This is a genomic window from Achromobacter ruhlandii (genome assembly GCF_902859695.1).
GTDB lineage: Bacteria > Pseudomonadota > Gammaproteobacteria > Burkholderiales > Burkholderiaceae_B > Achromobacter > Achromobacter ruhlandii.
In genome coordinates this window covers 94,286-108,517 of record NZ_CADIJL010000004.1, presented here as the reverse complement: position 1 = coordinate 108,517, position 14,232 = coordinate 94,286, and the positions used below count along the sequence as shown (strand labels likewise).

The following is a 14,232-nucleotide window of genomic DNA, read 5'->3' as shown; positions in this document are numbered from 1 at the left end:
CCCCAATACACCGAACACCGGCATGGCGTTCCTCACCCTGAAGCCGTTCAACGAACGCACGGGGCGCACGGCCGCGCAGATCAACGCCGAGATCAACCAGAAGATCGCCGCACTGCAGGAAGGGATCACCTTCGCCATCATGCCGCCGCCGATCCTGGGGCTCGGCAACGGCGCTGGCTATTCGCTGTTCATCGAAGACCGAGCCGGCCTGGGCTACGGCGCGCTGCAGGGCGCGGTGGGCGCCTTCCAGGGGGCGTCTTCGCAGGTGCCGGGCATGCACTTCCCGATCACCACCTACCAGGCCAACGTGCCTCAGTTCGACGCGCAGGTGGACCGCATCAAGGCCAAGGCGCAGGGCATCCCGCTCACCAACGTCTTCGACACGCTGCAGACCTACCTGGGCTCGGCCTACGTCAACGACTTCAACCAGTTCGGCCGCACCTGGCAGGTGATCGCCCAGGCCGACGCGCCGTTCCGCGACAGCATCGAGGACATCGCCCGCCTGCGCACGCGCAACGACCGTGGCGAGATGGTGCCGATCGGCTCGGTGGTGACGGTCAACCGCACCTACGGCCCCGACCCGGTGCTGCGCTTCAACGGCTTCCCCGCAGCCGACCTCAGCGGCGAGGCCGATCCGCGCGTGCTGTCCTCCAGCGAGGCGATGGCCAAGGTCACCGAGCTGGCGAGGCAGGTGCTGCCACCCGGCATGGAGATCGAGTGGACGGACCTGAGCTACCAGCAGGCCACACAGGGCAACGCCGCCATGATCGTGTTCCCGCTCGCCGTGCTGCTGGCTTTCCTTGTGCTGGCCGCGCTGTACGAGAGCTGGACGTTGCCGCTGGCCGTGATCCTGATCGTGCCGATGTGCCTGCTGTCGGCGCTGTTCGGCGTGTGGTTGACCGGCGGCGACAATAACGTGTTCGTGCAGGTGGGCCTGGTGGTGCTGATGGGCCTGGCCTGCAAGAACGCGATCCTGATCATCGAGTTCGCCCGCGAGCTGGAAATGCAGGGCAAGGACATCCTGGAGGCCGCGCTGGAAGCGTGCCGCCTGCGCCTGCGCCCGATCATCATGACCTCGATCGCGTTCATCGCCGGTGTGCTGCCCCTGGTGCTCTCCGCGGGCGCCGGGGCGGAGGTGCGCGCCGCCACGGGCATCACGGTGTTCGCCGGCATGCTCGGCGTGACCCTGTTCGGCCTGTTCCTGACGCCGGTGTTCTACGTGGCACTGCGCAAGCTCTCCGGCCGCAAGCTGGTCCAGCACGGCGAATCGAACGTGACCACGCATACGCAGCCCGCCCATGCATGAAGCCGTCGTCCTATTCGATCGGAGACCGATCCATGAACCAACATTCCGAAGCAGCCCCGGCGTGCACTGCCGCGGCAAAGTGGCTCACCAGCAATTCCGATACGCGCGAGCGCTCAAAACAGGTGGCACCATGAAGAGCCCGAGCGTCCTGAAGATCCTCGCAGCGAGCACCGCCGCCGCGCTGCTGTCGGCGTGCGCCGTGGGCCCCGACTACGTGCGGCCGCAGCCCCCGCAGGTGGACGCCTTCGTCCGCCAGGATGCCGCGGTCACCGTCAACGCAACGGCACAGACCGACCCCGAGTTCTGGCGCGCCTTTGGTGACCCGTTGCTCGAACGCCTGGTTGACACCGCGCTGGCGAACAACCAGGACCTTCGCGTTGCGCTGGCCAACTACGAGCAAGCCAACGCACTGCTGCGCGGCTCCCGGTATGACCGGCTGCCGACCATCACTGCCGACGCCGAGGCAAGCGATGTGCGCGACACCGCCAATCAGTTCCCTTTGGCCGATCGCGATGCCCGTGACCACAATCAATACCAGGCCACCATCGGCTTCACCTGGGAGCTGGACCTGTTTGGCCGGGTACGCCGCAGCGTGGAGGCGCAGCGCGCCGAGACCGCGGCGAGCGCCGAGGACCTGGCCGCCATGCAGGTCGTGGTAGTCAGCCAGTTGTCCCGCACCTACTTCCAGCTCCGCGGCTGGCAGGAGCAACTGCGCATCACCCAAGAGAACGCCGACAACCAGGCCCGCACTCTGCAATTGCTCGAAGTGCGTCTCAAGGCAGGCATGGCGACACCGTTCGACGTGGATCGCGGTCGCACGCAACTCGAAAGCACCCGTGCGCGCATCCCTTCCTTGGAGGCCGACATCGCCGTCGCCACCCACCGAATCGCGGTGCTGACCGGCAGACCGCCGCAATCACTGGTCACTGTGCTGGAGGCCCCCGGCGAACTGCCGGCATTGCCGCAGAACATCGCCGTTGACGCCCCGAGTGATCTGCTGCGACGTCGTCCCGATGTGGCAGCGGCCGAACGTCGGCTCGCCGCCGCTACCGCACGCATCGGCGTGGCGACCGCCGATCTTTTTCCTCGCTTTACGCTCGGCGGGTTGATCGGAACCCAGGCCTTCGACGCGGGTGCCCTATTCGAGCGCGACAGCGAGATGCGGCTGCTCACGCTGGGCGTGGATGGATCGTTTCTCAATGTCGGCCGCGTGCGCGCGCGCATCGCTGCGTCCAACGCGGCCGAGGCTGGCAACCTGGCAACTTACGAGCGCACCGTGCTGACTGCGCTGGAGGAGACCGAAAACGCGCTGGTGCAGGTTTCCCGCAGCGCACGCCAGACCGCGCACCTGGAGCAGGCGGCGGCAGCCGGGACGCGCGCCGCGAGCATGGCGAGGTTGCGCTTCGACCAAGGCTCGATCGACGTGTTGGAGTTGCTCGACGCCGAGAACGCGCGCTTGCAGAGCCACGACGCCTTCGCGCAGGGCCGCGTGCGCAGCACACTGGCCGTCGTCTCGCTGTACCAGGCGCTCGCAGGCGGTTGGCCTCGCCATCACCCTGCTGCCCATAACGTGGCGAGCAAGTAGGCCGACACCAGTCTTGCGCAGGCCCGCGGCCGCCCCGAGCATCAAGCGCGCGGCGCGGTCTTCTATGCGCGCTTGCGCTCAGGCCATCTGGCCGAATACCAAACGGACGACACAGCAAATGCGTCATTCTTCCACGACGGACGACCAGCACGACGCCAACTGGCCGGCGGTACTATCCATGGCAATCACCATGTTTGCGCTGGTCTGTAGCGAACTGCTGCCGATCAGCATTCTGACGCCCATGGCCAAGGACTTGGAACTGTCGGTCGGCGAGGCAGGCCAGGCCGTGACCGCAACGGCCGTGGTCGCCGCCGTTGCCAGCCCCGCGGTCATCTTTCTCGCCGGGCGGATTGACCGACGTTTGCTGATTCGTGGGCTGACCGTCGTCCTCTTGCTATCGAGTCTGCTGGCGTCGGTCGCGACCGATCAGTGGACGCTGCTTTTCGCGCGCGGGCTGCTGGGGGTGGCACTGGGCGGAACCTGGGCGATGGTGACCACGCTAGCACTGCGGCTGGTATCTCCGGCCCAGGTCGCCCGGGCCATGAGCATCATCTTCACGGGCGTAACAGCGGCGAGTGTCGCCGCGCCCGCCGCTGGTGCCTTTCTGGGCGAAACTTGGGGTTGGCGTGGCGTATTTCTTGTCACGGCAGGCTTGGGCGTGCTGGCGTTGCTCGCGCAATTGTCGACCCTTCCGCGCCTTCCCACGATGCATCGTCCGGCACTGAACGCTTTCGGCGATGCGCTCAGCCGGGCTCCGGTGCTGGGCGGGTTGGTCACGATTGTCCTGGTGCTTTCAGGACAGTTTGCCGGCTACACCTTCATCCGGCCGCTGCTGGAACAGGTGGTTAACCTGAATGTCAGCCAGATCTCGCTGGCGCTTTTGCTTTATGGGATTGGGGGCCTCATCGGAGGTGCGGTCGGCGGGCTGCTGGCGGCGCGCAACGCGTCACTATGTGCAGCGGGAGCGGCGCTTGTGATGGCACTGATGGCCGCCTTGCTGGCATTCGCTGGAACCACTTCCCTGATCTCGCTATTGCTCCTCGTTATCTGGGGGCTGGCCTTCAGCGCTTTCTACGTCTCGATCGCGACGTGGCACGCGAGAGTGGCCCCTGACCTTGCTGAGAGCGTCGGTGCCCTGCAGGCGACCGCATTCCAATTCTCCATTGCGCTCGGCGCCGGCGTCGGCGGCGTTGCCATCGATACTTTCGGCCTCTCCGGCGTCTTCACCTACGCTTGCGCAGCGTTGCTGGCAGGGGCGGCCGTGATCTTGACAACGGGCGTGCGATCCCAGAGGAGGAGCCCATCCCTTTGAAGCAGAAAGAGATGAGAAACCATCAGCACTGTGCGCCAGCATGCACGGACATGCCGCTGTGCGCTGCCGGACGCCAGCCGTGGCAACCGGCAGCGGCATCATTGAACCGACGGCCTCTTTGTAGCGCCGGGCGACTCGTGCCAGTTAACGATGTTGAAGATGGCCGCGATGTAGTCGGGACGGCGGTTCTGGTAGTCCAGATAGTACGCGTGCTCCCAGACATCCAGAGCAAGGATCGGCGTCTCACCTGAGAGGCCTGCGTATGCGCCCATCAGAGAACTGCCCTGGTTAGCGCTGCTCTTGACTAACAGGTTGCCGTCCTGGCCAACCTTCCTTGCGGCTTGCCATCCTCGGCACTCAGTACCGTCCAACACAGCGAGTGGTTGGCGTGACCGCCGCCATTGCTACGCACAGCCGTCTGACTGCGTGGCCAGACTTTCGATTGCGATGCGACTTGGGCACAACTAGAATCTCAACATAACTTGAGCAATGGAGTCAGCCATGAACCGGATCGACACGTCGCGTCGCTTGACGGTTGGAGAGGTGTCACAGCGCAGCGGCCTGCCCGTATCCACGATCCACTTCTACGAGTCCAAGGGCCTGATCCAGAGCGAACGCACGTCCGGTAATCAGCGGAGATACTCGCCCGCTATCTTGAGGTATCTGGCCATCGTCAAAGTCGCGCAGCGGGCCGGACTATCGCTGGACGAAGTGCTCGACGCTCTCGGGCAGTATCAGCCGGGCGTTCATCTGACTGCTGCGCATTGGCGCCGTGTGGCGTCTAGGTGGCGTGAAGACCTTGACGACCGCATTACGCAGTTGATGCGGCTGCGGGACGAACTCGGGGGATGTATCGGGTGCGGTTGTCTCTCTCTCAAAGAGTGCCCGTTGCGTAATCCGGGCGACATACTCGCGGGCCAGGGGCCCGGTGCGCGTATCCTTGAGCGAGAATAGGCGGGACTTGTGAGATTGACAGTCGACTGAGTGGATCGCGCCGGCAGGGTCGACGTAGGGCGATGTATCCGCTACGCCGACCGCCGCAGTTCACGTCGTCTAAGTCGGCCGTGAGATTGCTGAAAATTCATTCGGCATTTTTGTGCAGCGAACAGTCCGCACGACCATTACCAACGAAGTGCGACAGGCCTCGTTCGCTTTCCTTGGGTCTCGTCTGTTCCTCACAGCGCGCAATCATTCGGACGTATTCAAAGGCCCCATGAGCGCAGCAATGATAGGGCAAGGAAGCGCCTCTCCCGTGTCTTCGCACCTCTCCAGCATGTCTCTCAGAGCGCCTCGCATGCGCTGAAGGTCGCCAACCTTCTCATCGATCTGGTCAAGGCGCCGCCGTGTCACCGTCTGAATAGCCCGGCGATTCCGCCCATCCTCCAGATCCAAGAGCGACTTCACCTCGTCCAGCGAGAACCCAAGGCTCTGAGCGCGCTTGATGAAGCCGATCCGCTGGATCATCGAAGCGGGGTAGCGCCGGAAGCTGCCGGCGTTCTTCGGGATCGGCAACAGGCCGCGTCCCTGGTAGTAGCGGATTGTCTCCACGCCGACGCCAGCGACCTTCGCCAGCCTGCCAACCGTCATCCAATCACCCAAACCTTCGTTCATCGAGCGATCCACTGTCTATTCACGAGCAACACAGAATAACGCAGTACCGCGTAGTTGACCCTTGCCTCCATTTGATCCAAATCAATTTCCCGCAGCTCAGTTGGGAATAGGATCACAGGTGTCAATGGGTCAATAGGCCGCACATGCGCACACTTCTCAACCACCGCAGGATTCGCGCCATCGCGTGGATGGTGCTCGGGGTATGGCTGTTTGCGCTCGGGGCCGGGGTGGCCAATGCCTGCCTTCTGGAGTCTCCGCAGCAACATCGGCATGCTGTCGGGTATGAGCATGTCCCATCGTCCGGGCATGGAAATCATGAAGGCCTCCATGGTGAGCACGAAGAAGGTTCCCACGACCCGTCGAAGGCCCCGTGCCTGAAGCTCTGCGGCGACGTCAACCAGTCCGCCATTCAGAAAGCACCAACCTTCGCGTTCGACCTCGTCGGTTTGGCGCCTCCCGCCTATGGAGACCAGCTGCTGGCTCCGACGTTGGCTCTGCGAGCCATCCCATCGAGGGGTCACCAGCGACCACCTCCCAAGCGGCCGTCGTGGCTGCTGTTCGAGCGTCTCGCGCTGTAGCGCCTCCTTTGAGTTGCCGTGTCGGTCACACCCGGCGCACAACTCATAAGCCTTGACTCTGTACCCGACTACGGAGTTTTCATAGGGCTTTGTCCGCTTGCGGCGACATCGGTTTCGCCCCAATGGCAGGCACCCGCGGCTAAAGGAGAGAGAAATGAAATTCACGCATTCGATCGCGGCCATCGTTGGCGCCGCACTGGTCACCTTGTCTGCGTTCGCGCAGGACAACCATCAGGCCCATCACCCCGCAGGTGCGAGTCCGACCGCGGCCGAGACGCCAAGGGCGCCGACCACCGAGGGCATGGATGCGCAACTGAAGTCGATGCAGGCCATGCACGAACGGATGGTGGCTGCGAAGACGCCTGCGCAGCGCAAGGCGCTCATGGCCGAACACATGCAGGCCATGCGGGCTGGCATGGCGATGATGGGCGCAATGAAGGATGGAGCCGAGTCGGCGCCGACAGCTGAGCGGCAGCAAATGCTCGAAATGCGCATGGACATGTGCCAGTCCATGATGCAGATGATGATGGACCGGATGCCTGAGCCGGCGAAGTGAGGAGGACGACCATGACAACTTCTCACCGCACCGGTCCAAGGTTTTCGCGCTCGCGATGGTTCCTGGGCTTTCTGGTCTTCCTGGCCGTGAGCATCTACATGCTGCTGACGGAACACCGCGGGCACTACCTGGCCGCGCTGCCACTGGTCCTCCTGGCGACTTGCGTCATCGCTCATGTGCTGATGCATCGCCATGCCGTACCAGGCGACGGTAGCAAGGCGAATCCACCGTACCCGGGAGAGCGCAAATGAACCACGATGCGCCCGCTTATGGGCTTTGGTTGCTCGTCCTCGTGAACTCGGCGGTCTTCATCATGTTCGCCTTCAGCTTCTTCAAACCGCAGACCTCGCGCGACTGGAGAACCTTCGGGACATTCGCAGCGTTCATTGTTGCCTTGTTCGTCGAGATGTACGGCTTTCCGCTGACGCTGTACGTGCTGTCCGGCTGGCTTCAGACCAAGTATCCCAGTCTGGACTTGCTGTCGCACAACAGCGGCCATCTCTGGTCGACCCTGCTGGGCGAGAGCGGCGACCCTCACTTCAGCCCGCTTCATATCGCAAGCTACATCTTCATCGGGGGCGGCTTCTGGCTTCTGTCGAGCGCCTGGACGGTGCTCTACCACGCGCAACGGCACGCCCAACTTGCCGTGAGCGGCCCATACGCCAGGATTCGGCACCCGCAGTATGTGGCCTTCGTGGCGATCCTTTTCGGCTTTCTGCTGCAGTGGCCGACGCTGTTGACGCTGCTGATGTTCCCCTTCCTCGTCGTGATGTATTCGAGGCTGGCAGTCAACGAGGAGAAGGACATGCGCAAGCAGTTCGGCGCCGAGTTCGACGCCTATGCCGCGCGCACGCCGCGCTTCCTTCCCTCCCTCTCGGACACGCGCCAGCGAGGCTGACATGAAGAAGACCCGCTGGCGTCAGCGCATCAATCGACCGTACCTGGCTGCAGCCTACGGACAAGGCGATGGCTGCGGCTCCCGCTCGGATGCGGACATGAGCGCCGCGCCCCGCCGGGCGTCGACACACGCAATGCTGATCGCCTGCGACCAGACCTAACGGAGAACCCATGGCAAAGAACAAGAAGGGCGCCAAAGGCGCCAAGCACAAGGCCGATGTGGACGGCACCGGCACTGCCCACGGCTCAGCGCGCGACGAGACAGCGACACGCTCGATCGGCCGCGAGGACTACGAAGCACAGTTGCACATGCTGCAGATCGAACTGGTGAAACTGCAGCGGCATTTCATCAAATGCAACGACCGTATCCTGATCCTCTTGGAGGGAAGGGACGGCGCAGGCAAGGACGGCAGCATCAAGCGGCTGGTCGAACACCTGAGTCCTCGGGAAACACGGGTCGTCGCGCTAGGAAAGCCCTCCGACCGGGATCGCACGGGCTGGTACTTCCAGCGCTACGTCCCGCACCTGCCAGTTGGCGAAGAGCTCGTGGTGTTCAACCGCAGTTGGTACAACCGTGCGGGCGTGGAACCGGTGATGGGCTTCTGTACCGCCGAGGAGCACGAAGAATTCATGAACTCAGTGCCCAAGTTCGAGGAGATGCTGGTCAACTCCGGCATCAAGCTGCTGAAGTATTACCTCGACATCGGCAAGAAGGAGCAGAGCCGCCGGCTCGGGGAACGCCGCCGTGATCCCCTCAAACAGTGGAAGTCGAGCCCGGTGGATGCCGTCGCGCTGAAGCACTGGGACGGCTATACACGGGCGCGCGACGAGATGTTCATGCGCACCCATACGGCCGCGGCGCCCTGGTCTGTCGTGCACGCCGACAACAAACGGTTGGCGAGGCTCAACCTGATCAGAGACATCCTCTCCCGGCTGCACTACGCCGGCAAGAAGCACAAGGTCATCGCTCCCGACCGGGAGATCGTCTTCGAGTTCTCGCAGGACTGCCTGGACTCGGGCCGACTCGCTCGTTGAGACCACGAACACAGCGAACAGGAAGAACAGCCATGAAGTCGATCAACGTTGAAGTCGGAGGGCTCGTATCGAGCCTGAGCGCGGAGGGAGTACGCCGCAAGCTGCTGCAGCTTCCCGGCGTCCATCATGCAGATGTCAACTATGTTGCGGGAAGCGCAACGGTCCATCTCGATGAGGGACAACTCAGTGTCGAGGATCTGCGCCAGCGCATCGCCGAATGCGGCTATCACTGCCGTGGCGAGCAGACGCCCAAGCACGTGTGCGCGCCCGCCGCTGGCGTCTCTGCCGACCCCAGCCATGCGGTGCACGGCCATCACGGCGCACCCGCACGTCAGGCGCAAGAGATGGGGCATGAGGGGCACCACGCGCATGCCCCCGCCACGGCCGCACGCGCGAAGGCTGCGGCCACGACGCCCGCCGCCCATGCTGCGCACCAGGCCCACGCAGGCGACCCTGCGATGGCCGACATGATGCACGACATGGGCCACGGGTCGGGCTCGATGCGGGACATGGCTCGGGACATGCGCAATCGCTTCTTCGTGGCCCTGGTCTTCGCCATTCCCGTGTTCTTCTATTCCCCGATGGGGAAGATGTTCGGCGACTTCCAGACGCCGTTCGGGCTGGACGACAAGCTCTTTCTTTTCTTCCTCGCAAGTGCCGCGATCATCTATCCAGGTTGGCCTTTCTACGTGGCGGCGTGGCGCGCGCTGCGCAACGGCGTCGCCAACATGGCCACGTTGGTCGTGCTGTCGGTGGGCACCGGCTACCTGTTCAGCATCGGCGCGACCTTCTTCTACGAGGGTGAGGTGTTCTATGAAGCGGCATCGGTGCTGCTGGTCTTCATCCTGCTGGGGCACTGGCTGGAGATGCGCGCCCGCGCGGGCGCATCCGACGCGATTCGCGCGTTGATGGATCTCGCCCCACCCATGGCCACGGTCGTGCGCAACGGGGTGGAGACCAAGGTACCGACCGCCGAGGTTGCAGCCGGGGAACTGGTCGTGATCAAGCCCGGCGACAAGATCCCGGTGGATGGCGAGATCGTCGAGGGCGCGTCGCAAGTGGACGAGTCGATGCTGACGGGCGAGTCCATGCCGGTCAAGAAGGGCGTGGGCAGCACCGTCGTAGGCGCCAGCATCAACAAGAGCGGGAGCTTTCGCTACAAGGCCACGAAGGTCGGCGCGGACACGGCCTTGGCGCAGATTGTCAAGCTGGTCCAGGAGGCCCAGAACTCGAAGGCCCCCGGCCAGCTGCTGGCCGACCACGCATCCCAGTGGCTGGTGGTGGCGGCGATCGTGATTGGCCTGCTGACCTTCAGCGTCTGGTACTGGGTGATGGGACAGACATTGCTGTTCGCACTCACCTTGACCATCACCGTGTTCGTGATCGCATGCCCTGATGCGCTGGGGCTGGCCACCCCGATGGCCATCATGGTCGGGACCGGGCTGGGCGCAATGAACGGCATTCTCTTCAAGAATGCGGCCGCATTGGAGAACGCCACCAAGTTGACGGTCGTGGTGTTCGACAAGACCGGCACCTTGACACTGGGGCAGCCCGATGTCGTCGAGATGGTGGCCGCGCCCGGTGTCGAGGAGACGCGGCTTCTGGCGACGGCCGCCGCGGTGGAGAAGTTCTCCGAGCACCCCCTCGCGCTCGCAGTGCTCAAGCGTGCGGGAGACATGCCGACGGAGGTCACCGAGAACTTCACCAACATCGATGGGCAAGGCGCACGGGCCACTATCGGGGGCGAGACGGTGCTCCTGGGCAACCGGCTGCTGATGCAGTCGGAACAGGTGGATCTGGCCCCCCTTGCCAGCGAGGCGGCGCGGCTGCAAGGCGGGGGGCGCACTGTGGTCCACGTCGCGCGCGGTGGCCGGCTGATCGGCCTCATCGCGATCGCCGATGCCGTGCGGCCGACCTCGCGCGAGACGATCGCCAAGCTGCAGGCACGCGGCGTGAAGGTCGCGATGCTGACCGGGGACAACCAGGCGACCGCCGAGCGCATCGGCAAGGAACTGGGTATCGACATCGTGCTTGCGGATGTGTTGCCCGGGCAGAAGGCCTCCAAGATCAAGGAACTGCAGCAGCAGGGTCACAAGGTCGGCATGGTCGGCGACGGCATCAACGACGCTCCGGCGCTGACGCAGGCCGACGTGGGCTTTGCGATTGGCGCGGGGACGGACGTTGCGATGGAAAGCGCCCAGGTGGTGTTGATGAAGAGTGACCCCTACGACGTGGTCGGGGCCATCGAACTGTCCCGGGCGACGCTGCGCAAGATGCACCAGAACCTCTGGTGGGCCGTGGCCTACAACGTGATCGCCTTCCCGCTGGCGGCCGGGGTGCTGTATCCGTTCACCTTGTCGCCCGAGGTCGCTGCATTGTCCATGTCGGGCAGTTCCGCGATCGTCGCGATCAATGCGCTGATGCTCAAGCGCACGCGCCTGCCGGGGATCAAGCGCGTGACGTCGCGTGCCAGTGTCCCAGCGGCCGCGTCAGCCTGAGCGGCGGGCCACCATGGTAGAGAGCCGCGCCATGCGATCACCGCGCGAATCCGGGCCCACCCGCCAGCAAGACCTCGGCGTCGCGCAGCTGGGTTGGCTCGCTGCGGCCGTATTCGTCGTCTCGGCCGGATATGGGGCACTGATGCCCTTGATCCCCGACTGGCTGCGGCCCTTGATGGGCGACGCGGATCCTGCGGCGCTTGCGCGCCATGTCGGCTACCTCAGCGGCATCTACACGGCGGGCATCCTGCTGGGTGCGCCCCTGTGGGGCATGCTGGCGGACAGGCTGGGGCGTGCCCGCGTGTTGCTGGTGGGCCTGATCGGCTACGTGGCCAGCCTGCTCCCGCTGCTGCGCCCCGAGTCCCTGGGCGTGGTCGGCATCTATGCGCTGCGCGGCGCGACGGGCTTTTTTGTGGCCGCGGTCGTGCCGGTGGTGCCGGCGCTCGTCGCGCAGTACACCCCAGAATCGATTCGCGCCAGGCGCTTTGCATGGCTGGGTGCGATGTCGCTGCTCGGGTTCCTGTTCGGCCCCGGCCTGAACGCCGCTGCAGAACGGCTTGTCGGCCTGGGCTTCTTGAGCGTGCTGGTACAGGGCTCATCGACCACGCTCGTGATCGCACTCTCGGCCGCGCTCGGCGCGCTGATGATGCTGGGCCTGGCCGCAACGCTTCCCGCACCTTCCTCCCTTGGAGAGGCGGACGCAGCCGATCACGACGGAGCACCCCGGAGCCGCTCCCTGGCGCTCTGGATTCTCAACGGTGTGGTCATGTTCGTGCTTGCCGGCTTTGAACTCGGCATCGTGCTGCAGGGCCAGCGCCACCCCGATCTCTCCTCCCGAGAGGTGTCGTTGATGTTCGCCGAGTGCAGTCTGGTGATGCTGGGCGTCAACGCGGTGCTGTTCTTCACCGGCCTGCTGGAGCGCGCCGACCCACGCCGCGTACTGGCCTGCGGCATGGTCCTGGGCATCGCCGGGCTCCTGATGCTGGCCCGCCATGGCAGCGAGATGTGGCTGTACGTCGGCGTGAGTTTCACGGCTGCGGGCACGGGTCTCGTGCTCCCCACCCTGGCCTACCTCGCTGCCGGCACCTCGGCGCGGCGGCTCGGTATCGCGATGGGAGGGCTCGCCGCGGCAGCCGGCCTCGGACAAACACTGGGATCGGCCGCCACCGGATGGCTATTCGGCGCTGTGATGCAGAGCACCTTTGCGTGGCTGTCGATTCCACTGGCCGCCACCCTCGCGCTGCTGCTCATTCCGCGGCATTGGTGGCCAGCCAACCCCGTCCTGGTGAGCGCTTCACCGTCCCGCACTTTTCTCACTTCCACGGAAACCGAACCATGAGACTGATCCTGATGTCCCTGCTCGCAGCGCTTGCCCTGTCGCTGAGCGGATGCGGCTACAACGACTTCCAGCGGCTGGACGAGCAGACCAAGTCCGCCTGGTCCGAGGTGCTGAACCAGTACCAGCGGCGCGCCGACCTGATCCCCAACATCGTCGCGACCGTCAAAGGCGAGACCAACTTCGAGCAGGAGACGCTGACCCGGGTGGTCGAGGCCCGCGCGAAGGCGACCTCGATCCAGGCCACGCCGGAACTCGTCAACAACCCCGAGGCGTTCCAGAAGTTCCAGGCGGCACAGGGCGAACTGTCCGGCGCGCTGAGCCGGCTGCTGGTGGTGAGCGAGAACTACCCGCAACTCAAGGCGAACCAGGCTTTTCAAGACCTGCGTGCCCAACTTGAGGGCACGGAGAACCGCATCACCGTGGCGCGTGGGCGCTACGTGAAGGCGGTGCAGGATTACAACGTGCTCACGCGCAGCTTCCCGACCAACATCACGGCCAAGCTGTTCAGCTACGTCGTCAAGCCCAATTTCTCGGTCGCCGACGAGAAGGCCATGGCGGCGCCGCCACAGGTCGATTTCGGCGCCTCGGCGCCGGCGGCGCGCCCCTGACATGAGAACGCCCAGAACAGCGGTGCTCTCTCCGGCGGCCCCTCTTCGGCTGGCCCACGCTCTGGCCTGGCTGCTGCTGAGCCTGTTCCTTTCGGTCGCGTCCGCGCAGGAGTTGGTCGCCGTTCCCCCGCTGCAGGCGCGCGTCACCGATCTCACGGGAACGCTCGCCGCCGATCGTGTCGCCGCGCTGGATGCGCAGCTTCGGGCCTTCGAGCAACGCAAGGGCGTGCAGATCGCAGTGCTGATGGTCCGCTCGACGCGGCCCGAACCCGTCGAGCAGTACACCCTGCGGGTGGTAGAGCAATGGAAGCTCGGCCGTCGCAAGGTGGACGACGGCGCGTTGCTCCTGGTGGCCAAGGACGACCGCACCGTGCGCATCGAAGTCGGATACGGCATCGAGGGTGCGCTGAGCGACGTGGTATCGCGGCGCATCATCGACGAGGTGATCACGCCGCGCCTGCGCCAGGGCGATTTCGACGGCGGCATCGTCGCAGGCGCCGAACAGATCATGCGGGTGATCGATGGCGAGGCCCTGCCTGCGGCGGACCCACGGCGGCAGGGGCAGACCAACGACATCGGGCAGGCCTGGCCCTTCCTGTTCGTCGCGGCCCTGATGCTGGGCGGAGTGCTGCGCAACGCCCTCGGCCGCCTTCCAGGCTCCCTGGTCACGGCTGGCGTGCTGGGTGCCGCTGCGTGGCTGTTGGTGGGCACCTTCGCGGTGGCCGCGGTGGCTGGACTGGCGGGATTCCTCGTCACGCTGCTGGGCATCGGCATGGGTGGCCACGGCGGCCTGCACGGGCGCCACCGGGGAGGCGGCTGGCCGGGCGGAGGATTGGGCGGTGGTGGCGGTGGATTCCGCGGCGGCGGCGGCGGCTTCGGTGGCGGCGGCGCGTCAGGACGGTGGTGA

14 protein-coding genes and 2 pseudogenes are annotated in these 14,232 nt (G+C 65.1%); 14 read left to right on the top strand and 2 right to left on the bottom strand.

Features of this window, described 5'->3' with window-relative positions:
• Positions 1 to 4 precede the first annotated feature (4 nt).
• The 3 genes and pseudogenes from HV742_RS07095 to HV742_RS07085 form a co-directional block, all read left to right on the top strand.
• Positions 5 to 1,306: pseudogene (locus tag HV742_RS07095) on the top strand (efflux RND transporter permease subunit); the annotation flags it as partial.
• Positions 1,307 to 1,436: 130 nt separating this feature from the next.
• A complete protein-coding gene (locus tag HV742_RS07090) occupies positions 1,437 to 2,891 on the top strand; it encodes an efflux transporter outer membrane subunit (RefSeq protein ID WP_023098535.1) in 1,455 nt (484 codons plus the stop codon).
• A gap of 118 nt (positions 2,892 to 3,009) precedes the next feature.
• Positions 3,010 to 4,203 carry an MFS transporter gene (locus HV742_RS07085; RefSeq protein ID WP_023098534.1) on the top strand — a complete coding sequence of 398 codons (1,194 nt, stop codon included), beginning with the start codon at positions 3,010 to 3,012 and terminating at the stop codon, positions 4,201 to 4,203.
• Positions 4,204 to 4,308: 105 nt separating this feature from the next.
• Here the strand turns inward: HV742_RS07085 and HV742_RS32210 are convergent.
• Positions 4,309 to 4,624, bottom strand: a pseudogene (locus HV742_RS32210) (superoxide dismutase); the annotation flags it as partial.
• 80 nt (positions 4,625 to 4,704) lie between these two features.
• Between HV742_RS32210 and soxR the strand changes: the two are divergent.
• The gene (soxR, locus tag HV742_RS07075) at positions 4,705 to 5,157 is read left to right on the top strand and encodes a redox-sensitive transcriptional activator SoxR (protein ID WP_023098533.1); all 453 of its coding nucleotides are present in this window, start codon (positions 4,705 to 4,707) and stop codon (positions 5,155 to 5,157) included.
• 234 nt (positions 5,158 to 5,391) lie between these two features.
• Here the strand turns inward: soxR and HV742_RS07070 are convergent, their stop codons facing one another.
• The gene (locus tag HV742_RS07070) at positions 5,392 to 5,814 is read right to left on the bottom strand and encodes a MerR family transcriptional regulator (protein WP_003090234.1); all 423 of its coding nucleotides are present in this window, start codon (positions 5,812 to 5,814) and stop codon (positions 5,392 to 5,394) included.
• Positions 5,815 to 5,957: 143 nt separating this feature from the next.
• Between HV742_RS07070 and HV742_RS07065 the strand changes: the two genes are divergently transcribed.
• The 10 genes from HV742_RS07065 (at position 5,958) to HV742_RS07020 (ending at position 14,232) form a co-directional block, all read left to right on the top strand.
• Positions 5,958 to 6,392, top strand: coding sequence for a hypothetical protein (locus HV742_RS07065; RefSeq protein ID WP_079279895.1), 435 nt, complete (start codon positions 5,958 to 5,960; stop codon positions 6,390 to 6,392).
• Between the two features lie 154 nt (positions 6,393 to 6,546).
• Positions 6,547 to 6,948, top strand: a complete 402-nt coding sequence (locus tag HV742_RS07060; RefSeq protein WP_003090236.1) for a hypothetical protein — start codon at positions 6,547 to 6,549, stop codon at positions 6,946 to 6,948.
• Between the two features lie 11 nt (positions 6,949 to 6,959).
• Entirely contained in the window at positions 6,960 to 7,199 is a 240-nt protein-coding gene (locus HV742_RS07055) for a DUF2933 domain-containing protein (RefSeq protein ID WP_003090237.1), read from the top strand.
• Complete coding sequence (locus HV742_RS07050; RefSeq protein ID WP_003090238.1) at positions 7,196 to 7,846, top strand: methyltransferase family protein; 651 nt, start codon at positions 7,196 to 7,198, stop codon at positions 7,844 to 7,846. Before HV742_RS07055 ends, HV742_RS07050 begins: the two co-directional genes overlap by 4 nt.
• 1 nt (position 7,847) lies before the next feature.
• Positions 7,848 to 8,006: a hypothetical protein gene (locus tag HV742_RS07045; protein ID WP_010791738.1), complete on the top strand. Its 159-nt coding sequence runs from the start codon at positions 7,848 to 7,850 to the stop codon at positions 8,004 to 8,006.
• Positions 8,007 to 8,016: 10 nt separating this feature from the next.
• Entirely contained in the window at positions 8,017 to 8,880 is an 864-nt protein-coding gene (gene ppk2 / locus HV742_RS07040) for a polyphosphate kinase 2 (protein WP_003090242.1), read from the top strand.
• Positions 8,881 to 8,912: 32 nt separating this feature from the next.
• Positions 8,913 to 11,378 (top strand): heavy metal translocating P-type ATPase, encoded by a 2,466-nt coding sequence (locus HV742_RS07035; protein ID WP_175144733.1) that lies wholly within the window; start codon positions 8,913 to 8,915, stop codon positions 11,376 to 11,378.
• 13 nt (positions 11,379 to 11,391) lie between these two features.
• Positions 11,392 to 12,717 carry an MFS transporter gene (locus HV742_RS07030; RefSeq protein WP_023098531.1) on the top strand — a complete coding sequence of 442 codons (1,326 nt, stop codon included), beginning with the start codon at positions 11,392 to 11,394 and terminating at the stop codon, positions 12,715 to 12,717.
• The gene (locus tag HV742_RS07025) at positions 12,714 to 13,325 is read left to right on the top strand and encodes a LemA family protein (protein ID WP_009516025.1); all 612 of its coding nucleotides are present in this window, start codon (positions 12,714 to 12,716) and stop codon (positions 13,323 to 13,325) included. The genes HV742_RS07030 and HV742_RS07025 overlap by 4 nt, the downstream gene beginning before the upstream one ends.
• 1 nt (position 13,326) lies before the next feature.
• Complete coding sequence (locus HV742_RS07020) at positions 13,327 to 14,232, top strand: TPM domain-containing protein (RefSeq protein WP_023098530.1); 906 nt, start codon at positions 13,327 to 13,329, stop codon at positions 14,230 to 14,232.

What these genes read in the sequence shown, in the direction of transcription:
- ppk2 (WP_003090242.1), top strand. Translation starts at nt 8,017, where the DNA reads ATGGCAAAGAACAAGAAGGGCGCCAAAGGCGCCAAGCACAAGGCCGAT.
- HV742_RS07020 (WP_023098530.1), top strand. Translation starts at nt 13,327, where the DNA reads ATGAGAACGCCCAGAACAGCGGTGCTCTCTCCGGCGGCCCCTCTTCGG.
- HV742_RS07045 (WP_010791738.1), top strand. Translation starts at nt 7,848, where the DNA reads ATGAAGAAGACCCGCTGGCGTCAGCGCATCAATCGACCGTACCTGGCT.
- HV742_RS07060 (WP_003090236.1), top strand. Translation starts at nt 6,547, where the DNA reads ATGAAATTCACGCATTCGATCGCGGCCATCGTTGGCGCCGCACTGGTC.
- HV742_RS07090 (WP_023098535.1), top strand. Translation starts at nt 1,437, where the DNA reads ATGAAGAGCCCGAGCGTCCTGAAGATCCTCGCAGCGAGCACCGCCGCC.
- HV742_RS07085 (WP_023098534.1), top strand. Translation starts at nt 3,010, where the DNA reads ATGCGTCATTCTTCCACGACGGACGACCAGCACGACGCCAACTGGCCG.
- HV742_RS07050 (WP_003090238.1), top strand. Translation starts at nt 7,196, where the DNA reads ATGAACCACGATGCGCCCGCTTATGGGCTTTGGTTGCTCGTCCTCGTG.
- HV742_RS07065 (WP_079279895.1), top strand. Translation starts at nt 5,958, where the DNA reads ATGCGCACACTTCTCAACCACCGCAGGATTCGCGCCATCGCGTGGATG.
- HV742_RS07070 (WP_003090234.1), bottom strand. Translation starts at nt 5,814, where the DNA reads ATGAACGAAGGTTTGGGTGATTGGATGACGGTTGGCAGGCTGGCGAAG.
- HV742_RS07035 (WP_175144733.1), top strand. Translation starts at nt 8,913, where the DNA reads ATGAAGTCGATCAACGTTGAAGTCGGAGGGCTCGTATCGAGCCTGAGC.
- HV742_RS07025 (WP_009516025.1), top strand. Translation starts at nt 12,714, where the DNA reads ATGAGACTGATCCTGATGTCCCTGCTCGCAGCGCTTGCCCTGTCGCTG.
- soxR (WP_023098533.1), top strand. Translation starts at nt 4,705, where the DNA reads ATGAACCGGATCGACACGTCGCGTCGCTTGACGGTTGGAGAGGTGTCA.
- HV742_RS07055 (WP_003090237.1), top strand. Translation starts at nt 6,960, where the DNA reads ATGACAACTTCTCACCGCACCGGTCCAAGGTTTTCGCGCTCGCGATGG.
- HV742_RS07030 (WP_023098531.1), top strand. Translation starts at nt 11,392, where the DNA reads ATGGTAGAGAGCCGCGCCATGCGATCACCGCGCGAATCCGGGCCCACC.